The sequence below is a fragment of the Luteipulveratus halotolerans genome (assembly GCF_001247745.1).
In the GTDB taxonomy this organism is placed as follows: Bacteria; Actinomycetota; Actinomycetes; order Actinomycetales; family Dermatophilaceae; genus Luteipulveratus; species Luteipulveratus halotolerans.
Window position 1 is genome coordinate 2,063,442 of the sequence record NZ_LAIR01000002.1, and the last position, 19,841, is coordinate 2,083,282.

A 19,841-nucleotide genomic window follows, 5' to 3' on the forward strand; every position below is an offset into this window, starting at 1 on the left:
GACAAGAGAAACCTCGGAAGGACGACGTGACTGGGATCGGCCCAGTCTCCCACGGACTGCACCGGTCGCCGTACGCCGCCAGTGGACGCGCCCTGTGAACGCTCCACCGCGGCACAATCTTACGGAAACGTAAATTGATGTGGCCTACCTCACAGTACGTTGCGATTCCCACCACTCGAAAGGGCCTCACCATGCAGCTTCGCACGCGCGCCGCCCTCGGGCTCGGCGCCACCGTCAGCGCTCTCGCGACCACGGTCGCACTGTCCCCCGGAGCGCACGCCGACCCGTTCCTCACGCTCCACCAGAAGGCGTCGGTGCAGACGCTCGTCAAGAAGCCGGGCAAGACGGTGACGTTCACCGGCACCCAGACCGCCACGATCGACCTCGGTGCGACGACCGACAACGTGTCGGCCGACCTGTCCCTCGGCTCGGCGACGATGCCCGTCGACCTGCCGATCATCCCCGGCGTGTGGTCCATCCCCGGCGTCGCCACGGCGACCCTGAAGATCGAGCCGACAGCCCCGGCCAAGGGCACGCTCAGCAACGGCTCGCTCGACATCAGCCAGTCGTTCAACGTGCGCATCACCAAGCTCACGCCCGCCGGCCTGCCGTGGCTCAACCTGGCGCCGAGCACCTGCAAGACGTCGGTGCCCGCCTCGATGAAGCTCACCGGCACCTTCGCGACTCCCCTGGTGCTGTCGTCCGACGACTACACGATCCCGAGCTTCAAGGGCTGCGGCTTCCTGCTCGACCCGGTCATCACGGAGCTCACCTCGGGCTCCGGCAACACCGTGACCGCGACGTTCACCAACGAGTGACCCTCCCGGAGCCGGGTCGACCGTGGGTCGGCCCGGTTCGTCATGTCCGGACAACAGCGCTGAATGATCCGTTGTGAACGATTGCCCGCCCGACATCCGTGGCGCCTGTGAGGCCAGTCACGTACGGTGGCGGACGATTTGGTTACCAATCAGTAGGAGATGACCCGAATGACCTGGCGCACGATGCTCGCTGCGGCTGCCGTGACCACCTCCGGTGCCACGCTGCTGGCGATGGCGCCCGGCGCGCACGCCGATGTGTGGAAGCTCAACCACACCGCGTCCGTCAGCACCTACATCAAGTCGATGAACCAGACCGTCACGACGACGGGCACCCAGTCGGCCGACTTCGACCTGGAGACCCGCAAGATCACGGCCTACCTCAAGACCAAGGACGCCACCGCGCCGGTCAAGATCGCCGGCCTCCCGCTGGCCCAGGCCACGATCCGGATCGAGCCCGTCAGCCCCGCCACCGGCACGCTGGCGTACTCCAACGACCTCACGGTGACCCAGAAGCTCAACATCCACATCGTGAAGATCGACCCGCTGGGCCTGCCGCTCAACGTCGTCGGCAGCAACTGCAAGACGTCGACCCCGGTCACGATGAAGCTCAGCGGCAAGCTGACGGGTCTGTTCGACCCGTTCACGCTCAAGAGCACCTTCGACATCCCGCAGTTCTCCAACTGCGCGCTGCTCACGCCGATCGTCTCCAAGATGGTCTCCGGAACGGGCAACACCGCGAGCATCACGTTCAAGGCGGCCGCCTGATCCAGGCTGCCCTGCACAGGCCCCCACGACGACCGGTCGTGGGGGCCTTGTCGTTGCGTCAGGCGGGTACCGCTCGTACGGCGTGCGCCTGCCGACGGCCGAGCCACGCCGAGGCACCGGCGACGAGCACGCCGAGCACCGCGAGCCCGGCGCCCAGCCTGCTCGGCCACGCGTAGCCGTAACCCGCGGCGAGCACCGCACCACCGAGCCAGGCCCCGAGCGCGTTGGCGATGTTGAGCGTGGAGTGGTTCAGGGCGGCCGCGAGCGACTGGCCCTCGTGGGCGACGTCCATGAGGCGGGTCTGCAGCATCGGTACGAGCACCGTCGGGACCAGCCCCAGCAGGAACACCGCCGGCGCCGCCGTCACCCGGTGCTGGGCCGCGAACCCGAAGGCCAGCAGCAGCACCGCGATCGCGGCGAGCGAGAGCACGATGCCGCGCATGATCCCGCGCTGGGCGACCCGGCCGGCGAGGAAGGCTCCGGTTGTCATGCCCACGCCGTAGACCACGAGCAGCAGGGGCACTGCGCGCTCGGAGAAGCCGGCGAGGTCGGTCATGGTCGGGGTGATGTAGGAGAAGGTCGCGAACATCCCGCCGAAGCCGACCGTCCCGATCGCGAGCGCGAACCACACCTGCACCTTGCGCAGGCTGCGCAGCTCGGCTCCGACGCTCGCACCGTCCTCGGCGGGCTGCGCGGGGACCCACGCCAGCAGCGCAAGGACGGTCACCGCGGCGATCACGGCGACGAGGGCGTACGGCCAGCCCCAGCCGAGATGCTGCCCGAGGAGCGTGCCGACCGGGACGCCCAGGATGTTGGCGACCGTCAGGCCGGCGAGCATCATCGCGACGGCCCAGGTACGCCGGTGGGCGGGCACGAGTGAGGCCGCCACCACCGAGCCGAGGCCGAAGTACGCACCGTGCGGCAGCCCTGACACGAAGCGGCCCACCATGAGCACCCCGTACGACGGCGCGAGAGCCGAGGCGAGGTTACCGAGGGCGAACACGACCATCAGCCAGACGAGGACCTGCTTGCGCGGCAGGCGCGCGGTGAGCGCCGCGATCGTGGGCGCGCCCACGACGACGCCGAGGGCGTACGACGAGACCACGTGGCCCGCCGTGGGGATGTCGATGTCGACGCCGGCCGCGATCTGCGGGAGCAGTCCCATCGTGACGAACTCGGTCGTACCGATGCCGAAGCCGCCGAGGGCCAGCGCGAGGAGCGCGAGGCGCAGGTGGTGGGGCGGACGCACGACGTCGTCGGACGTCTCTCGCAGGGCAGCCTGATCGGTCACCAGGTCAACTGTCCGCCTCCCCGCGAGGCCAGCACAAATCCGCGCGGTCCCGCGGGCCTGTGACATCAGTCACCAGGTTCGAGTATCGCCCGTCTATGTCTTAACCCACTTCAGCCGAAACCTTTGCGTACGAAGCGAACTCGGGGTGCAAGCACAGTCGTTGGACGCGTCAGGACACCGGTGTCTGCCTTCATTCCCCCCAGTGCTCGGAGTTCACCATGCCCACTCTCATCAGACCGCCGTCGAAGGCATCGCTGCGCGCCGATCTACCGGCCTCGCTCGTCGTGTTCCTCGTCGCCGTACCGCTCTCGATGGGAATCGCCGTGGCCTCCGGCGCTCCGGTGATGGCAGGCCTGGTGGCTGCGGCCGCAGGTGGGATCGTCGCCGGTGCGCTCGGCGGGTCGCCGCTGCAGGTCAGCGGTCCGGCCGCCGGCCTCACCGTGATCGTCGCTTCGCTGATCAACGACCTCGGGTGGCGCACGACCTGCGCTGTGACCCTGCTCGCCGGCGTCGTCCAGCTCCTGCTGTCGGCGTCCCGGGTGGCGAGGGCAGCGTTGGCGATCTCACCGGTCGTCGTGCACGCGATGCTCGCCGGGATCGGCGTGACGATCATGCTTCAGCAGGTGCACGTGCTCCTCGGCGCGACCGCCAGCAGCGGGGCGTGGGCCAACATCACGACGCTGCCGGCGAGCGTGACCGGGGCTGCCCTCGCCGAGATGCTGACGGGCCTGGCGGTCATCGCCGTGCTCATCGCGTGGCCGCGGATGCCTGCCGCCGCCCGGCGTGCGCCAGGTCCGCTGGTCGCGGTCGTCGGCGTCACGCTGGCGGTCGTCCTGCTCGGCGCCTCCGTGCGTACGGTCCGGCTGGACGGGTCGATACTCGATGCGGTCAGCCTGCCCGAGCTGCCCGACGGCGGCTGGGGAGCATTCGCCGTGGGCGTCCTCACGGTCGCTCTCGTCGCGAGCGTCGAGTCGCTGCTCTCGGCCGTCGCGATCGACAAGCTGCACACCGGTCCTCGCACCGACTTCGACCGCGAGCTGTTCGGTCAGGGCGCGGCCAACATCGCCTCGGGCGCCCTCGGTGGGCTCCCCGTCACCGGCGTCATCGTGCGCAGCTCCGCCAACGTCGCTGCTGGTGCCTCCAGCCGTAGCTCTGCCGTCCTGCACGGCGTCTGGGTGGTGCTCTTCTCGGTGGTCGGCGTCGCACTGATCGAGCAGGTGCCGTTCGCGGCACTCGCCGGTCTGCTGATCGTCGTCGGCGCACAGCTGGTCAAGCCACGCGACATCCGCCTCGCAGGTCGGACAGGTGACCTGCTGGTCTACGTCACCACACTTCTCGGCGTCGTCTTCCTCAACCTGCTCGAAGGTGTCGCGGTCGGACTCGCGCTGTCGGTCGCGATCCTGCTCGTCCGGGTCGTCCGCGCCCACGTCGAGGTCGAGCAGCTGGGCGCCGGTCGATGGCAGGTCGCGGTCGAGGGCTCGTGCTCCTTCCTGGCACTCCCTCGCCTGACCGCGGCCCTGGGCACCGTGCCGGCGGGCGCGGACGTCGTGGTCGACCTCGACGTCGACTACCTCGACCACCCCGCGTCGCAGGCGATCGCCGACTGGGCACGCCAGCACCGCGCCGGCGGCGGCGCCGTACGCATCGAGGAGCACCGAGCGGAGCGGATCGCGACCGTCGCACAGGAGCCGCCTCGTCGCGACCTGTCCCTCGCCACCCCGGCAGTCTGGCGACCGCGACCGGTCGGCGCCTCCGAGCCGGTCGGACCGAAGCGGGTGCCGCGCGCGCTGCGCCCGGTGCTCGACGGCATCGACACCTTCCACCGGCGCGGCGCCCGCCGCGCTCAGGTCGTGCTCGAACCGCTCGCCGAGGGCCAGGCCCCGGACGCGTTGTTCCTCACCTGTGCCGACTCGCGCGTGGTCCCCAACCTCATCACCAGCAGCGGGCCGGGCGACCTGTTCACCGTCCGCAACGTCGGCAACCTCGTCCCGGAGCGGCAGGGTGCGGGCGAGGAGTCCGTCGATGCCGCACTGGCGTTCGCCGTCGAGTCCCTCGGTGTCACGTCCGTCATCGTCTGCGGCCACTCCGCGTGCGGCGCGATGAACGGACTGGCCCACGGCGTCGACGACCCCTCGGTCAACGCCTGGCTGGCACACGGCCGTCAGAGCCTCAGCGCCTTCCGCGCAGGACACCCGGTCGGTCGCCAGGCCGCCGCGCACGGGTTCGACGAGACCGATCAGCTCGCGCTGGTCAATGTCGCCGTCCAGGTGAGCCGTCTCGGACGACACCCGGTGGTAGGTCCGGCCGCGGCCGCGGGCCGACTCACCGTCGCCGGCCTGTTCTTCGACATCGCGACCGCTCGCGTCCTGCACGTCACCTCGACCGAGCTGATCGAGCTCGCGCCCACCCGCGCGGCCGACGGCGCCGACGCGTGACGTGAGGCTGCCGTTCGCGAGCCTGCGGGCGAGCGGCAGCCTCACCGGCGGCCACAGCGCGCTGACCACGCCTCGGCATGCGGCCTTGCGACCTGACGTGGCCCTGTTAGCCTTTCCGCTGAGTGAGCCAGATGTTCCGTATCGTGGAAAGAGAACCCTCAATGACCACCCTGACTCTGCCCGAGGGCGTCGAGGTCACCGGCCCGATCGACGACCGCTACGAGGAGATCCTCTCCGAGAAGGCGCTCGAGCTCGTCGCGAAGCTGCACCGCGAGCTGAACGGCCGACGCCTGGAGCGCCTCGAGGCGCGCAAGAAGCGGGTTCAGGAGATCGCGGACGGCGCGGACCTGGGCTTCCTCGAGGAGACCAAACACATCCGCGAGGACGACTCCTGGAAGGTCGCGCCGCTCGGCCCGGGCCTGGAGGACCGCCGCGTCGAGATGACCGGCCCGACCGACCGCAAGATGGTCATCAACGCCCTGAACTCCGGCGCCAAGGCGTGGCTGGCCGACCAGGAGGACGCCAACACCCCGATGTGGGGCAACGTCGTCCTCGGCCCGCTCAACCTCAGCGACGCCCTCGACCGCAAGATCGACTTCACCAGCCCTGAGGGCAAGGAGTACAAGCTCAAGCCGGACGAGGAGCTGCCGACGATCATCGTCCGCCCCCGCGGCTGGCACCTGCCCGAGAAGCACATCCTGGTCGACGGCGAGCAGACCTCCGGCGGCCTCGTCGACTTCGCGCTCTACCTCGTCGCGTGCGGCCAGAAGCAGATCGACAAGGGCCGCGGCCCCTACTTCTACCTCCCCAAGATGGAGTCCCACCTCGAGGCGCGCATCTGGAACGACGCGTTCGTCATCGGTCAGGACTTCGTCGGCATCCCGCAGGGCACCATCCGCGCGACCTGCCTCATCGAGACGCTGCCCGCGGCGTTCGAGATGGAGGAGATCCTCTACGAGCTGCGCGACCACTCGGCCGGGCTCAACGCCGGCCGCTGGGACTACCTGTTCTCGGTCATCAAGACCTACCGCACCCGCGGCGCCGACTACATCGTCCCGGACCGCAACACCGTCACGATGACCGTGCCGTTCATGCGTGCCTACACCGAGCTGCTGGTGCGCACCTGCCACAAGCGCGGCGCCTCGGCGATCGGCGGCATGGCGGCGTTCATCCCGAGCAAGGACGAGGCGGTCAACACCGCGGCGTACGAGAAGCTCACGGCTGACAAGACGCGCGAGGCCGGCGACGGCTTCGACGGCTCCTGGGTCGCGCACCCGGCCATGGTCGAGACCTGCAAGGAGGTCTTCACCAAGGTCCTGGGCGACAACCCCAACCAGATCGACAAGAAGCGTGAGGACGTGTCGGTCGAGGCGGCCCAGCTGCTCGACGTGAAGTCCACACCCGGCGAGGTCACCCGCACCGGCCTGCGCAGCAACATCGACGTCGCTCTGCAGTACCTGCGCGTGTGGCTCCAGGGCCGCGGCGCGGTCGGCATCCACAACCTCATGGAGGACGCCGCCACCGCCGAGATCTCGCGCTCGCAGATCTGGCAGCAGATCAACAACCAGGTCAAGACCGCTGACACCGACGAGCTCATCACCAAGGAGCTCGTGCTCCAGCTGGTCGACGAGGTCGTCGCCGAGCTGCCCGGTGACGCGGCCGACTACGACGACGCCAAGGCCACCTTCCTGGAGGTCGCCGTCGCCGACGAGTACGCCGACTTCCTCACGCTGCCGGCCTACGCGCGGATGCCGTGACCTGATGGTCGACTCCGGTTCGGTGACCAGGGTGCTGCAGCGGCTGCGCTCGCAGCTGCCCGAGGCTGCCCTGGTCACCGACCGGACCCGGCTGCGCACCTACGAGTGCGACGGCCTCCTGCACTACCGCGTCGTGCCCGCCCTCGTCGTCTTGGCGAGGTCGGCGGACGACGTCCGTACGACCGTCGCGGCCTGCGCTGCCGAGGGCGTCCCGTTCGTCGCCCGGGGCTCCGGCACCGGGCTGTCCGGCGGCGCTCTCCCCCACGCCGACGGCGTCCTGATCGTCACCTCGCAGCTGCGCCAGATCCACGAGGTCGCACCGCACGACCAGCGTGCGGTCGTCGACCCCGGCGTGATCAACCTGCAGGTCTCGCAGGCCGCCCGCCCGCACGGCTACTACTTCGCGCCCGACCCGTCGAGCCAGCAGATCTGCTCGGTCGGCGGCAACGTCGCCGAGAACTCCGGCGGCGCTCACTGCCTCAAGTACGGCTTCACCAGCAACCATGTGCTGTCGGTGGATCTCGTGACGCCCCAAGGGGATTCGGTGACGCTCGGCACGCGCGCGCCCGACGCGCCCGGTTATGACCTGCTCGGCGCCGTGGTCGGCTCCGAGGGCACCCTCGGCGTCGCGACGTCGGTGACCGTACGCCTCGTCCGCTCCCCCGAGTCCGTCCAGACCCTGCTCGCCGGTTTCCGCACGACCGACGACGCCGGCTCGGCCGTCTCGGCCGTGATCGGTGCCGGCATCGTGCCTGCGGCCATCGAGATGATGGACGCCCTGGCCATCGAGGCCGCCGAGGCCGCCGTGGCGTGCAACTACCCAGACGAAGCCGGAGCCGTCCTCGTCGTCGAGCTCGACGGACCGGCCGAGGAGGTCGAGCACGAGTTCGCCGCCGTCGAGCGGATGTGCCGCGAGGCGGGGGCGTTCGAGCAGCGCGTCGCCGCTGACGACGACGAGCGCGCCGCGATCTGGCGGGGCCGCAAGTCGGCCTTCGCCGCCGTGGGTCGCATCAGTCCGGACTACATCGTCCAGGACGGCGTGATTCCGCGGACCGCCCTGCCCGAGGTGCTGCGCGAGATGACGCGCCTGGCCGACGAGCGCGGGCTGCGCGTCGCCAACGTGTTCCACGCCGGCGACGGCAACCTGCACCCGCTCGTGCTCTTCGACGAGTCCGCGCCGGGCCAGGGCGAGCGCGCCGAAGAGCTGTCCGGGGCCATCCTCGACCTGTGCCTCGCGCACGGCGGCTCGATCACCGGTGAGCACGGCGTCGGGGCCGACAAGGCCAAGCACATGCCCAAGATGTTCAGCGACGACGACCTCGACACGATGCAGCTGGTGCGATGCGCGTTCGACCCCGACGGCATCGCCAACCCGGGCAAGATCTACCCCACCCCACGCCTGTGCGGCGAGCGACCCGGCAAGCACACCGGGCCGCACCCCGTGCAGGCAGCAGGTCTCGGAGAGGTGTTCTGATGCCCGCGAGCGTTCTGCGACCCCTCGTCCGTCCGGGCACCGACACCGATGCCGTCGCAGGCGTCGTCCCGCGCCTGGTCGCCGAGCCGGCGAGCACGGACGACGTGTCACGGGTGATGAAAGACGCTGCGGCGCAAGGACATTCGGTGGTCGTCCGCGGCAACGGGTCCAAGTCGACGTGGGGCGTTCCGCCGTCCTCGCTCGACCTCCTGGTCGACCTCTCTCGGATGAATCGTGTGCTCGAGCACGAAGCCGGCGACCTCATCGTGTCCGCCCAGGCCGGCACACCGCTCGCCGACCTGCAGGAAGCCCTCGCCCCAGCCGGCCAACGGCTGGGCGTCGACGACGTCGTGCCTCGGACGACCATCGGTGGGCTCATCGCCACCAACGTCAGCGGTCCTCGTCGGGTGGCCCTCGGCACGGTGCGCGACCTCGTGATCGGCGTGACCGTCGTACGCGCCGACGGCGTGGTCGCCAAGGCGGGCGGCAAGGTCGTCAAGAACGTCGCGGGCTACGACCTCAGCAAGCTGATGGTCGGGTCGTTCGGCACCCTCGGCGTCGTCACCGAGGCGACGTTCCGACTGCACCCGGTGCCCGAGGCGTCGACCTGGCTGACCGTCGAGGCCGAGTCCCCTTCAGCCGCAAGCGATCTCATCGCATCAGTGGTGCACTCCCAGGTCGTCCCGGCGGCGGTCGAGGTCGACGCCGTCCCCGGTGCGCCGACCCGCCTGTCGGTGCTCCTCGAAGGCACCGAGCGAGGGGTCGCGCAGCGGTCCGAGCGCGTGCGAGACCTGCTCGGCACGACCACGACGTACGACGTGCCGCTGGCTCTGCCCGGTCACGCCGACGGTGCGCGCACCCTCCTCAAGCTCACCACGCAGATCTCCTCAGCGCCCGAGATCGCCCAGGCCGCAGTCGATCTCGGCTTTCACGTGCGTGGCTCGGTCGGCGTCGGCGTGCTCTACGCGAGCACCGGCGAGGCCGCCCGTGCCTCGGCCGCGGTCGGGACGCTGCGTACCCTCACGGGCCGGTCCGGCGGCGCCGCGGTCGTGCTCGACGCACCGACCGACGTACGAGACGTCGTCGACATGTGGGGTCCTGTCCAGGGGCTCGACCTGATGCGCAGGGTCAAGCACGAGTTCGATCCTGACAACCGCCTGGCCCCGGGCCGATTCGTAGGAGGCATCTGATGAGCCGTCCCGTCGACCTCGGCACGCCCACGACGCGCTCCTTCGACGACCACAACCCACCGAGCCAGGACCTCATCGACGACTGCGTGCACTGCGGGTTCTGCCTCACGACGTGCCCGACCTACGTCCTGTGGGGCGAGGAGATGGACAGCCCCCGCGGTCGCATCCACCTGATGAAGACCGCGCTCGAGGGTGAGTCGCTCACCGACGAGATGGCCGGCCACTTCGACGCCTGCCTGGGCTGCATGGCGTGCGTGACCGCGTGCCCGTCCGGCGTGCAGTACGACCGGCTGCTGGAGCAGACCCGCGCCCAGGTCGAGCGCAACCACGAGCGGCCACGGGCCGAGAAGGCGCTGCGAGCGGCGATCTTCGCGCTCTTCCCCTATCCACGGCGGCTGCGGGCCGCCCGGCTCGGGCTGCGTCTCGCGCAGCGCACCGGTCTCGACGGGCGGCTGCGGCGCTCCGGTCTGGTCGAGCGCATCTCCCCGCAGCTGGCCGCCATGCAGAAGGTCGCCCCGACGCTCGGCCCTCGCGAGCCGCTGCCCGAGCTCATCCCGCCGCACGGCGAGCGCCGCGCACGCGTGGCCCTGCTCACCGGATGCGTTCAGAGCGAGTTCTTCCCGCAGGTCAACGCCGCCACCGCTCGCGTGCTGGCGGCCGAGGGGTGCGAGGTCGTCGTCCCCCGCGCCCAAGGGTGCTGTGGCGCGCTGAGCAGCCACAGCGGTCGTGAGCAGGAGGCCCAGGGTTTCGCACGGGCCACCATCGACACGTTCGAGCCGCTGGACGTCGACTACCTCGTGGTCAACTCCGCGGGCTGCGGCAGTGCGATGAAGGAGTACGAGCACCTGTTCGCGGGCGACGCCGCCGGCGGTGTCGATGAGCAGCGTCTGGCGACGTTCCGCGCCAAGGTGCGCGACCTGTCCGAGGTGCTGGCCGAGCTCGGACCGCGCGCCGAGCGGCACCCGTTCGAGATCACGGTCGCCTATCACGACGCGTGCCACCTCGGTCATGCCCAAGGTGTCCGCGACCAGCCTCGCGAGCTGCTGCGCGGCGTACCAGCGTTGCGCCTGAAGGAGATTCGCGATGCCGCCGTCTGCTGCGGCTCAGCGGGCGTCTACAACATCCTGCAGCCCGAGGCCGCCTCGCAGCTCGGTGAGCAGAAGGCCCGCAACGTCCTCGACACCGGTGCCGAGCTGCTCGTGACGGCCAACCCGGGGTGCCTGATGCAGATCGCCGCCTCGGCTCGTGACCTCGGCCGCCCGATCGCGGTCGCGCACACCGCCGAGGTGCTCGACGCGGCCCTGCGCGGTGTCGATGCGCGCACCTTCGTCGCGGAGCGGACATGACCGGGACGGCCGCGCGGCGTCCGGGTGTCCAGTCGGTCGACCGGGCCCTCGACGTGCTCGAGGTGCTCAGCGACGGCGGCGCCCAGGGCGTCACCGACATCGTGCGCGTGACCGGCCTGCCGCTCGGCACGGTCCACCGCTTGCTCGCGACGCTCGTCGACCGCGGTTACGTACGCCAGGACGCCGAGCGCCGCTATGCCGTCGGTCCGGCCACACTCGGGCTCGCTGACGCCGGCGAGCGCTCGATCGCAGCGGTCGGCCGCGTGTACGCCGGCCGCCTCACCAGCCTGTGCGGCGAGACCGCCAACCTGGCCGTGCTGCAGGGCCACGAGATGGTCTACATCGCCCAGAGCCCGTCCCCGCACTCGTTGCGGATCTTCGCCGAGGTGGGTCGGCGCGTCCCCCTGCACAGCACGTCGGTCGGCAAGGCGGTCCTCGCGGCGATGCCCGTCGCCGACGCCGAGGCCCTGCTGCGTGCCACCCGCCTCGCCCGGTCGACGCCCAAGACCCTCACCACGCTCGACGCGATCGCGGCCGAGCTCGACACGGTGCGCCGGCAGGGATTCGCGATCGACGAGGAGGAGCAGGAGCTCGGCGTGCGCTGCGTCGCCGGTGTCGTGGCGGTGCCCGGGCTGCACGCTGCCCTGTCGGTCTCCGGGCCGACCGAGCGCTTCACGCTCCCGAAGGCCCTCGTCGTCGCCGATGCCGTCCGCGAGACCGCCGAAGCACTTGCGGGCGCTCTGCGCTCCTGACGCGATCCTCTCCGGCACGATGGCCGCCATGAGCGACACCGCGCTGCCCGAGGCACACCCGCCCTACCCCGGCGACTACGACGGCGTACCCCCGATGACCTACGCACCGTGCGCCGATGGTCTTCCCGACCCGGGCGAGGTCGTGTGGGCATGGGTGCCGTTCGAGGAGGACCACAGCCAGGGCAAGGACCGGCCCGTGCTGATCATCGGGCACGACGGTCAGTGGCTCCTCGGGCTGCAGCTGACCAGCAAGGACCACGACCGCGATGCCGAGCAGGAGCGGGCGGCCGGACGTGTGTGGGTCGACGTCGGGTCCGGTGACTGGGACGGCGATCACCGTCCGAGCGAGGTGCGCGTCAACCGGGTGCTGCGCCTGGACCCGAGCGCCGTACGCCGGGAGGGCGCCACGATCCCGCGGGACCGGTTCGAGACGGTTGCCGCTGCTGCACGGCACGCGGCGACTCCAAAAATTTAACTAGTACTCGGTGTACCCGATACCCAAAGTACCAACTTCCGAGTAACATCTCGTCCGATGCACCACCGCCCCGGCGGCACTCCTGCCGCCGGGCCACACGAAAGGTCGAGATGAGCGATCTGCAGAGCAAGCCGACGCTGGCCGATCGGGGCCAGGCTCTCGGGCTGCGCCTGATCACCCGGGCCGGCGGCCTGGAGTCCATGAAGAACCCCGGCGTCCGTCGCGCCGTCGAGCGCGTCCTCTACAACGGCGCCAAGCAGGGCTTCAAGGCCCAGACCGTCGCCGGTCGCGCGTTCGCCAAGCAGTCGGGCAAGGGTGACCCGACCCGCCCCGCACCCACCAAGCCGCGCCGTGAGTTCGACCTGACGCCCTCCGAGGACCAGGCGATGATCCAGCAGGTCGCGCGCGAGCTCGCCGACGAGCTGCTGCGCCCCGCGGGCTCCACGGCCGACGCCGAGCGCACCACCCCGAAGGAGCTGCGCGCTCAGGCGGGCGAGCTCGGCCTGACCCTGATCGGCGTCCCGGCCGAGCTCGGTGGCGTCGCCGAGGAGCGCTCCGCCGTCACCGCCGCCCTCGTGATCGAGGAGCTCTCCCGTGGCGACATGGGTCTGGCCGTCTCGCTGATGGCCACCGGCGCCGTGGCGACGGCACTGGCGTCGTACGGCGACGCGAGCCAGCAGGCGACCTACCTGCCGGCGTTCTCGGACGAGAAGAACCCGCCCGTCGCCGCGCTCGCGCTGATGGAGCCGCAGCCGCTGTTCGACCCGTTCGCGCTGCAGACCACCGCACGCACCGAGGGCGACTCGCTCGTCATCGACGGCGTGAAGGCCCTGGTGCCCAACGCCGACACGGCCGAGCTGTTCGTGATCTCCGCCAAGGTCGACGGCGAGAGCCGCCTGGTCATCGTCGAGCCGGGCACCGAGGGCCTGACCCTCGAGGAGGACCCGGGCATGGGTGTCCGCGCTGCGCGCACGGGCCGCCTCACCTTCACCGGCGTGAAGGTCCCGAAGGCCAACCTGCTCGGCACCGCTGACGACCACCGGGACGCCGTACGCCGTGCGCGCCTGGCCTGGGCCGCAGCCGCCGTCGGCACCGCGCAGGCCGTGCTCGACCAGGTGACCGACTACGTCAAGGAGCGCAAGGCGTTCGGCGAGCCCATCGGCTACCGCCAGGCCGTCGCGTTCACCGTCTCCGACATCGCCATCGAGCTCGAGGGCCTGCGCCTGGTCGTGTGGCGCGCGGCCTCGCTGCTCGACGCCGGCAAGGACGCCTCCGCCCAGATCGCCCACGCGCGTCACCTGGCTGCGGCGTACGGCTCGCAGATCGGCTCGCACGCCGTGCAGCTGCTCGGCGGCCACGGCTTCGTCAAGGAGTTCGACAACGAGCGGTGGTACCGCGACCTCCGAGCAACGGGTGTCCTCGAGGGCGCCCTCCTTGTGTGAGTGAGAGGACTGACTCATGATTGATCTCGAAGTTCCGAAGAAGCTGGTCCCGCTCGTCAAGCAGGCCTCCTCGCTCGCCGATGAGGTGTTCCGGCCGATCAGCCGCAAGTACGACCTCGCCGAGCACGAGTACCCGCGTGAGCTCGACCTGACCTCGGCCGTCATCGACGGGCTGAGCGACTCCGGCGCCAGCCAGGGCGCGGGTGCGAGCGGTTCGACTCGTGCGAGCGACAGCCCCGACACCAAGCCGGCGGGCGTGGGCTCGGGCCGCAAGGAGAAGGGCAACGGCGGCAACAAGAACGGCGCTAACCTCTCCTCCGTCCTGTCGATCATGCAGACGTGCCGCGGCGATGTCGGCCTCACGCTGAGCATCCCGCGCCAGGGTCTGGGCAACGCCGCCATCGCTGCCGTCGCCAACGACGAGCAGAAGGAGCGCTACGGCAACCGGTGGGCCGCGATGGCCATCACCGAGCCCGACACCGGCTCCGACTCCGGTGCCATCCGCACCACCGCGGAGAAGGACGGCGACGAGTACGTCCTCAACGGCGAGAAGATCTTCGTCACCTCGGGCGAGCGCGCCGAGCTCGTGGTCGTCTGGGCCACCCTCGACAAGTCGCTCGGCAAGAAGGCGATCAAGTCGTTCGTGGTCGAGCGGTCCAACCCGGGCCTGAAGCTCGTCCGGCTCGAGCACAAGCTCGGCGTCCGGGCCTCCGACACGGCAGCGTTCCACCTGGACAACTGCCGCGTGCCGGCCAACGACCTGCTGGGCGACCCGGAGATCCGCACCGAGGGTGGCTTCGGTGGCGCGATGCAGACGTTCGACAACACCCGGCCGCTCGTCGCGTCGATGGCGGTCGGCCTCACCCGCGCCTGCCTCGACACCACCACCGCGCTGCTCAAGAAGGCGGGCGTCGAGCCCGACGTCGACGCTCCCCTGCACAGCCAGTCGCACGCTGCGGCGCGTCTGGTGCAGATGGAGGCCGACTACGAGTCCGCCTACCTCCTGACGCTGCGTGCTGCGTGGATGGCCGACAACGGCAAGCCGAACTCGATGCAGGCCTCCATGGCCAAGGCCAAGGCCGGCCGCACCTGCGTCAACGTCGCGCTCGCGTGCGTCGAGCTCGCCGGTGCGACCGGGTACGCCGAGACCGAGCTGCTCGAGAAGTGGGCCCGCGACTCCAAGATCCTCGACATCTTCGAGGGCACGCAGCAGATCCAGCTGCTGGTCGTGGCGCGTCGCCTGCTCGATCTGTCGAGCAGCCAGCTGCGCTGATCGTTCTGCCACATCGAGGGCCCGGTACACACCCGCGTACCGGGCCCTCGTGCGTCCGGACCCGTTGAGGTCACGATCCGTCGCGACTTCGGCGAAGTTCGTTGACGACCCCTGCCGTGGAAACTATTTTCACTCCAGACCCCGCACGTGCATGGAAACTTTCGGGGTTCGTCCCCCATCGGCACGGCACAAAGGAGAGTCGGATGCGTTGGTCTCGTACGACAGGGGTGGCCGCCGTCGCGGCACTGGGACTGCTGCTCGCGGGCTGTGGCGATGACGGATCCGGCGGCTCGTCCGGTGGTGGCGGCGACTCGACGGGCGCGGGCGGTGGTGGCGCAGGCGGCGGCAAGACCATCACCTGGTGGGTCATGAAGGGCACCAACCCCGACTCCACGGCCTTCTACAACACCGCCAAGGCGACCTTCAAGAAGCAGACCGGTGCGACCCTCAACATCCAGGAGGTCGAGTGGGCCGACGCCCACGACAAGCTGGTCCGCACCTTCGCCGGTGGCGGTGGCCCCGACGTCTCCGAGATCGGGACGACCTGGAACCCCGAGTTCGCCGCAGCCGGCGGCCTCGTCGACCTCACCGACAAGATCAACGCCGCGGGCCTCAACAAGGACCTGCTGCCCGCGCTGAAGGACTCGGCGACCTACGAGGGCAAGCAGTGGGGCGTCGGCTGGTACGCCGGCACCCGCGGCATCGTCTACCGCAAGGACGTCTTCGACAAGCTCGGCCTGAAGCCGCCGACCACCTGGAACGAGCTCCAGCAGACGGTCAAGACGCTCAAGAGCAAGCAGCCCGACATGGCGGCCTTCCCCGTCGCCGGCGGCAGCGCGTACGCCGCGGCGCCGTTCGTCTGGGGTGCCGGTGGCGACTTCGCCACGCAGAACGGCGACCAGTGGAAGGGCGCGCTCGACACGCCCCAGGCGCGTGCGGGCCTGACCTTCTACACCGACCTGGCCAACAAGGACGGCGCGTCGACCAAGGGTGCGGCGACCTGGAAGGAGACCGACCTGCTGGACTCCTTCACCAAGGGCAAGGCGGCCATGGTCATCCAGGGCAACTGGACCCCCAAGGCAGCGGTCGAGAAGGACCCCAGCCTCAAGGGCAAGATCGCGGCGTTCGCGGTGCCCGGCAAGGACGGCGGGATGGCGCCGACGTTCCTCGGCGGCTCCAACCTGGCGATGCTCAAGACCAGCAAGAACCAGGACCTCGCCTGGAAGCTCATCCAGATGCTGACCACGGGCGAGCTGTCCAAGCAGTGGGCCGACCAGACCGGCTTCTTCCCGAGCACGACCTCCGGCATGAAGACCTACGCGAACAGCTCCGACCCGCTGGTCGCTCCGTTCGCCAAGGCCATGATGTCGGCCGGCAAGAACGTCCCGGGTGCGCCCCAGTGGGGTGCGGTCGAGGGTGAGAAGACGCTGACGCAGATGCTGCAGTCGATCCTCACGGGCACCTCCGTGGACGACGCCACCACGAAGGCCTCGGACGCCATCACGAAGACCCTCAACGCCGGAAGCTGACGCATTGCCCACATCACGCTGGCGGCCCTGGCTGCTCCTGGCCGGGCCGCTGCTGGTCATCGCTGGCCTGCTGCTCTACCCGATCATCCGTGTCACGGTCCTGTCCTTCCAGAGGTACGGCCTGAAGGAGGTCATCTCCGGCAAGCCCGAGTTCATCGGGCTGGACAACTACCGGGAGGCCGTCTCCGGGTCGTACCTGTGGAAGACCGTGCTGCCCAACACCGTGGTCTTCGCCGCGGTGACGGTGGTCGGCACGGTGGTGCTCGGCACGCTCGTCGCGCTGCTGCTGCAGCAGCTCGGGCCCAGGCTGCGTGCGCTGGTCATCGGATCATCGCTCGTGGCCTGGGCCCTGCCGGCGGTCACCGGCACGTACGTGTGGGTGTGGGTGTTCGACCCCGACTCAGGCGTCGTACGCCGCACCCTGCAGTCGGTCGGACTGCTGGACCCCGAGGGGTTCAACTGGTTCACCGAGCGGCTGTCGTTCTACGCCATCGCAGCGCTCAACGTGATCCATCACGGCTACCCGTTCATCGCGATCACGATCTTCGCGGGCCTGTCGACGGTGCCCGAAGAGCTGCACGAGGCGGCCAAGCTCGACGGCGCGAGCGCGTGGCGCCGGTTCTGGTCGGTGACGATGCCGCTGATGCGGCCGGTGTTCGCGGTCGTGACGATCCTGTCGACCATCTGGAACTTCAAGGTCTTCGCCCAGATCTACCTGATGCCCGGCGGTGACGGCAGCAACCCGGAGGTGTTCAACCTCGGCGTCTGGTCCTACGTCTCGTCGATCAACCAGAACAAGTACGGCCTCGGCTCGGCCGTCGCCGTGCTGCTCACACTCGTCCTGCTGGTGATCACGATGATCTACGTGCGGGCGCTGTTCAAGGAGGACGAGCTGCAGTGACCCGACGCTCATCGCCGCTCGCGCGGTTCGGGAAGGCCGTCGCCGTGATCGCGCTGCTGGCGTTCACGCTGTTCCCGATCTACTTCATGCTCAGCACGGCGTTCAACTCCCGTGCCGCGTCCGGCACCGATGCTCTGGTGCCGACGCACTGGACGTTCGAGCACTTCACCAAGGCGTTCACCGACGGCAACTTCGGCACCTACATGGTCAACTCGGCCATCGTCACGGTCGCGACCGTGCTCATCTCGTGCGGTCTCGCGCTGCTGGGCGCGGTCGCGATGGCACGCTTCCAGTTCCGGATGCGGACGACGGTGCTCATCACGATCCTGATCGTGCAGATGCTGCCGGCGGAGGCGCTGGTGATCCCGCTGTTCCTGCAGATGAAGGACCTGCGGATGCTCAACTCCCTCGCCGGTCTGGTGCTGGTCTACGTCGCGTTCTCGCTGCCGTTCGCGATCTGGAACCTGCGTGGCTTCGTGGCGGCCGTGCCGCGCGAGCTGGAAGAGGCGGCCTACCTCGACGGCTGCGGGTGGTGGCAGATGTTCCGGCTCGTGCTGCTCCCCCTGGTGTGGCCCGGTCTGGTCGCCACGAGCGCGTTCTCGTTCGTGATGGCGTGGGAGGAGTTCACCTTCGCGCGCACGTTCCTCAACAACGAGGAGCGCATGACTGTCGGCATCGGCCTGCAGCACTTCTTCGGCCAGAACGTCAACGACTGGGGCGGGCTGATGGCCGCCTCGACCATGGTGACCATCCCGGTCGTCATCGTGTTCGTGCTGGCCCAGCGTCGCCTGGGCACCGGCCTGGTCTCGGGTGCGGTCAAGTGACCGACGACGTACGCCGCCTCGCCCACCGGGTGCTGATGCCCGGCTTCGCGGGCACCCGCCTGCCGTCCTGGCTGTCACGGGCGGTCCACGACGGCCTCGGCGGCATCTGCGTGTTCGGGCACAACGTCGCGTCCACCGACCAGCTGCGGGCACTCACCGACGACGCCCACGGGCTGGGTCGCGTCGTGGTCTCGATCGACGAGGAGGGCGGCATCGTCAGCCGGCTCGGCGCCGCAGGCGGCTCCCGCCACGTCGGCGCCGCTGCGCTCGGACGCGTCGGTGACCCTGGCCTCACCGAGCGCGTCGCCGCGTCCGTCGCGGTCGACCTGCGCGAGGTGGGTGTCGACCTCGACCTGGCCCCGGTCGCCGACGTCACGAGCAACCCGGACAACCCGGTGATCGGCGTACGGTCCTTCGGCACCGACCCGTCGGCGGTCGGCGAGCACGTCGCGGCGTTCGTCCGGGGTCTGCAGTCGACCGGTGTCGCCGCGTGCGCCAAGCACTTCCCCGGGCACGGCGACACCAGCGTCGACTCGCACGTCGGGCTCCCCCGCATCGACGTGGACCTCGACACCCTGCGCAGCCGCGACCTGCCGCCGTTCGCAGCGGCGGTCGAGGCGGGCGCGCGCGCGGTGATGACGGCGCACATCGTCTTCGGCGCACTCGACGACGCGCCCGCCACGGTCAGCGCGCCCGTGCTCTCGCTGCTGCGCGACGACCTCGGCTTCGACGGTGCGATCGTCTCCGACGCCATGGACATGCGCGCCGTCGTCCAGTCGATCGGGCTCGCCGAGGCGTGCGTACGAGCGGTCGCCGCAGGCGTCGACCTGGTCGCGCTCGGCAACCCCGTGCTCAACACGCCCGAGGGCGACGACGAGGCGACGTTCGGTGCGGCACTCGACGCCGTCGTCCGAGCTGTCCACGACGGTGTGCTCGACGTGGCGCGGTTGCGCGAGGCCGCCGGTCGGGTCGACGCTCTCGAGCGCTGGTGCGCCGACCGACGGCACGGTGAGGTCCCCCAGCCCGACCAGGACGTCGACGACGAGGCCGCCCGCCGGAGCCTGCACACCACCGGAGACGTCGCCGGCGCTCTCTCCGGCACGGTCGAGATCGTCGACATCCGGCGGCGCCGCAACATCGCGAGCGGCGGCAACGCCGCTCTCATCGCCCAGGCGTTGGCGCAGCGGCTGCCCGGCAGCCGCGTCGTCGCCGGCTTCGCTCCCGGTCGCGCGGTCGAGGGCCGAGCCGACGGCGCCGTCGATCCGTCGACGCAGCTGCAGGCCGGCCGGGCGGACGTCATCATCACCGGCACGCCCACGCTCGACGAGGTCGAGCAGCGCGCGCTGCGACAGCTCCTCGCCGCATCTCCTGGTGCGGTCGTGGTCTGCACCGGACTCGCCGACGACGAGGTGCTGCGCGCCGACCGTGTCGTCCGGACCTTCGGCGACTCGTGGCCCACCGCCCGGGCTGTCGCCGATCTGCTCACATAACAAGGTGTACTACTTAATCTCATCTTGCGTTATGAGACGATGCTTCCTCGTTGTTGCTCGCCGGGCCTGACGAGCCCTA

16 protein-coding genes are annotated in these 19,841 nt (G+C 70.2%); 15 read left to right on the forward strand and 1 reads right to left on the reverse strand.

Features of this window, described 5'->3' with window-relative positions:
• Positions 1-191: 191 nt before the first annotated feature.
• The gene (locus VV01_RS10445; RefSeq protein WP_050669827.1) at positions 192-818 is read left to right on the forward strand and encodes a hypothetical protein; all 627 of its coding nucleotides are present in this window, start codon (positions 192-194) and stop codon (positions 816-818) included.
• 159 nt (positions 819-977) lie between these two features.
• Positions 978-1,583 carry a hypothetical protein gene (locus tag VV01_RS10450; RefSeq protein ID WP_157508800.1) on the forward strand — a complete coding sequence of 202 codons (606 nt, stop codon included), beginning with the start codon at positions 978-980 and terminating at the stop codon, positions 1,581-1,583.
• A 58-nt stretch (positions 1,584-1,641) separates the two neighbouring features.
• Here VV01_RS10450 and VV01_RS10455 read toward each other — a convergent pair whose 3' ends face one another.
• Positions 1,642-2,874 (reverse strand): MFS transporter, encoded by a 1,233-nt coding sequence (locus VV01_RS10455; RefSeq protein WP_231635206.1) that lies wholly within the window; start codon positions 2,872-2,874, stop codon positions 1,642-1,644.
• 218 nt (positions 2,875-3,092) lie between these two features.
• Here VV01_RS10455 and VV01_RS10460 point away from each other — a divergent pair, with 218 nt between their 5' ends.
• The 13 genes from VV01_RS10460 (at position 3,093) to VV01_RS10520 (ending at position 19,762) form a co-directional block, all read left to right on the forward strand.
• Positions 3,093-5,309, forward strand: coding sequence for a SulP family inorganic anion transporter (locus VV01_RS10460; protein ID WP_157508801.1), 2,217 nt, complete (start codon positions 3,093-3,095; stop codon positions 5,307-5,309).
• Positions 5,310-5,470: 161 nt separating this feature from the next.
• Positions 5,471-7,066, forward strand: a complete 1,596-nt coding sequence (aceB, locus tag VV01_RS10465; protein ID WP_050669829.1) for a malate synthase A — start codon at positions 5,471-5,473, stop codon at positions 7,064-7,066.
• Between the two features lie 4 nt (positions 7,067-7,070).
• On the forward strand, positions 7,071-8,540 hold the full coding sequence (locus VV01_RS10470; protein ID WP_050669830.1) for an FAD-linked oxidase C-terminal domain-containing protein: 1,470 nt from the start codon (positions 7,071-7,073) through the stop codon (positions 8,538-8,540).
• A complete protein-coding gene (locus VV01_RS10475) occupies positions 8,540-9,730 on the forward strand; it encodes an FAD-binding oxidoreductase (protein WP_050669831.1) in 1,191 nt (396 codons plus the stop codon). Before VV01_RS10470 ends, VV01_RS10475 begins: the two co-directional genes overlap by 1 nt.
• A complete protein-coding gene (locus VV01_RS10480; protein ID WP_050669832.1) occupies positions 9,730-11,076 on the forward strand; it encodes a (Fe-S)-binding protein in 1,347 nt (448 codons plus the stop codon). The genes VV01_RS10475 and VV01_RS10480 overlap by 1 nt, the downstream gene beginning before the upstream one ends.
• Positions 11,073-11,828 (forward strand): IclR family transcriptional regulator, encoded by a 756-nt coding sequence (locus VV01_RS10485; RefSeq protein ID WP_050669833.1) that lies wholly within the window; start codon positions 11,073-11,075, stop codon positions 11,826-11,828. Before VV01_RS10480 ends, VV01_RS10485 begins: the two co-directional genes overlap by 4 nt.
• Before the next feature lie 28 nt (positions 11,829-11,856).
• Positions 11,857-12,303 (forward strand): type II toxin-antitoxin system PemK/MazF family toxin, encoded by a 447-nt coding sequence (locus tag VV01_RS10490; protein WP_050669834.1) that lies wholly within the window; start codon positions 11,857-11,859, stop codon positions 12,301-12,303.
• Between the two features lie 110 nt (positions 12,304-12,413).
• On the forward strand, positions 12,414-13,745 hold the full coding sequence (locus VV01_RS10495) for an acyl-CoA dehydrogenase family protein (RefSeq protein WP_050669835.1): 1,332 nt from the start codon (positions 12,414-12,416) through the stop codon (positions 13,743-13,745).
• A 16-nt stretch (positions 13,746-13,761) separates the two neighbouring features.
• Positions 13,762-15,018, forward strand: coding sequence for an acyl-CoA dehydrogenase family protein (locus tag VV01_RS10500; protein WP_050669836.1), 1,257 nt, complete (start codon positions 13,762-13,764; stop codon positions 15,016-15,018).
• Positions 15,019-15,221: 203 nt separating this feature from the next.
• Positions 15,222-16,547, forward strand: a complete 1,326-nt coding sequence (locus VV01_RS10505) for a sugar ABC transporter substrate-binding protein (RefSeq protein WP_050669837.1) — start codon at positions 15,222-15,224, stop codon at positions 16,545-16,547.
• Between the two features lie 4 nt (positions 16,548-16,551).
• Positions 16,552-17,448, forward strand: a complete 897-nt coding sequence (locus VV01_RS10510; protein ID WP_050669838.1) for a carbohydrate ABC transporter permease — start codon at positions 16,552-16,554, stop codon at positions 17,446-17,448.
• The gene (locus tag VV01_RS10515) at positions 17,445-18,272 is read left to right on the forward strand and encodes a carbohydrate ABC transporter permease (protein ID WP_050669839.1); all 828 of its coding nucleotides are present in this window, start codon (positions 17,445-17,447) and stop codon (positions 18,270-18,272) included. The genes VV01_RS10510 and VV01_RS10515 overlap by 4 nt, the downstream gene beginning before the upstream one ends.
• A complete protein-coding gene (locus VV01_RS10520; RefSeq protein ID WP_197275021.1) occupies positions 18,269-19,762 on the forward strand; it encodes a glycoside hydrolase family 3 protein in 1,494 nt (497 codons plus the stop codon). The genes VV01_RS10515 and VV01_RS10520 overlap by 4 nt, the downstream gene beginning before the upstream one ends.
• The last annotated feature ends 79 nt before the right edge of the window (positions 19,763-19,841 follow it).

Bases quoted from the DNA above. Each gene is read 5' to 3' on its own strand.
- VV01_RS10480 (WP_050669832.1), top strand. From the start codon at position 9,730: ATGAGCCGTCCCGTCGACCTCGGCACGCCCACGACGCGCTCCTTCGAC.
- VV01_RS10470 (WP_050669830.1), top strand. From the start codon at position 7,071: ATGGTCGACTCCGGTTCGGTGACCAGGGTGCTGCAGCGGCTGCGCTCG.
- VV01_RS10460 (WP_157508801.1), top strand. From the start codon at position 3,093: ATGCCCACTCTCATCAGACCGCCGTCGAAGGCATCGCTGCGCGCCGAT.
- VV01_RS10450 (WP_157508800.1), top strand. From the start codon at position 978: ATGACCCGAATGACCTGGCGCACGATGCTCGCTGCGGCTGCCGTGACC.
- VV01_RS10500 (WP_050669836.1), top strand. From the start codon at position 13,762: ATGATTGATCTCGAAGTTCCGAAGAAGCTGGTCCCGCTCGTCAAGCAG.
- VV01_RS10475 (WP_050669831.1), top strand. From the start codon at position 8,540: ATGCCCGCGAGCGTTCTGCGACCCCTCGTCCGTCCGGGCACCGACACC.
- VV01_RS10445 (WP_050669827.1), top strand. From the start codon at position 192: ATGCAGCTTCGCACGCGCGCCGCCCTCGGGCTCGGCGCCACCGTCAGC.
- VV01_RS10495 (WP_050669835.1), top strand. From the start codon at position 12,414: ATGAGCGATCTGCAGAGCAAGCCGACGCTGGCCGATCGGGGCCAGGCT.
- VV01_RS10485 (WP_050669833.1), top strand. From the start codon at position 11,073: ATGACCGGGACGGCCGCGCGGCGTCCGGGTGTCCAGTCGGTCGACCGG.
- aceB (WP_050669829.1), top strand. From the start codon at position 5,471: ATGACCACCCTGACTCTGCCCGAGGGCGTCGAGGTCACCGGCCCGATC.
- VV01_RS10490 (WP_050669834.1), top strand. From the start codon at position 11,857: ATGAGCGACACCGCGCTGCCCGAGGCACACCCGCCCTACCCCGGCGAC.
- VV01_RS10505 (WP_050669837.1), top strand. From the start codon at position 15,222: ATGCGTTGGTCTCGTACGACAGGGGTGGCCGCCGTCGCGGCACTGGGA.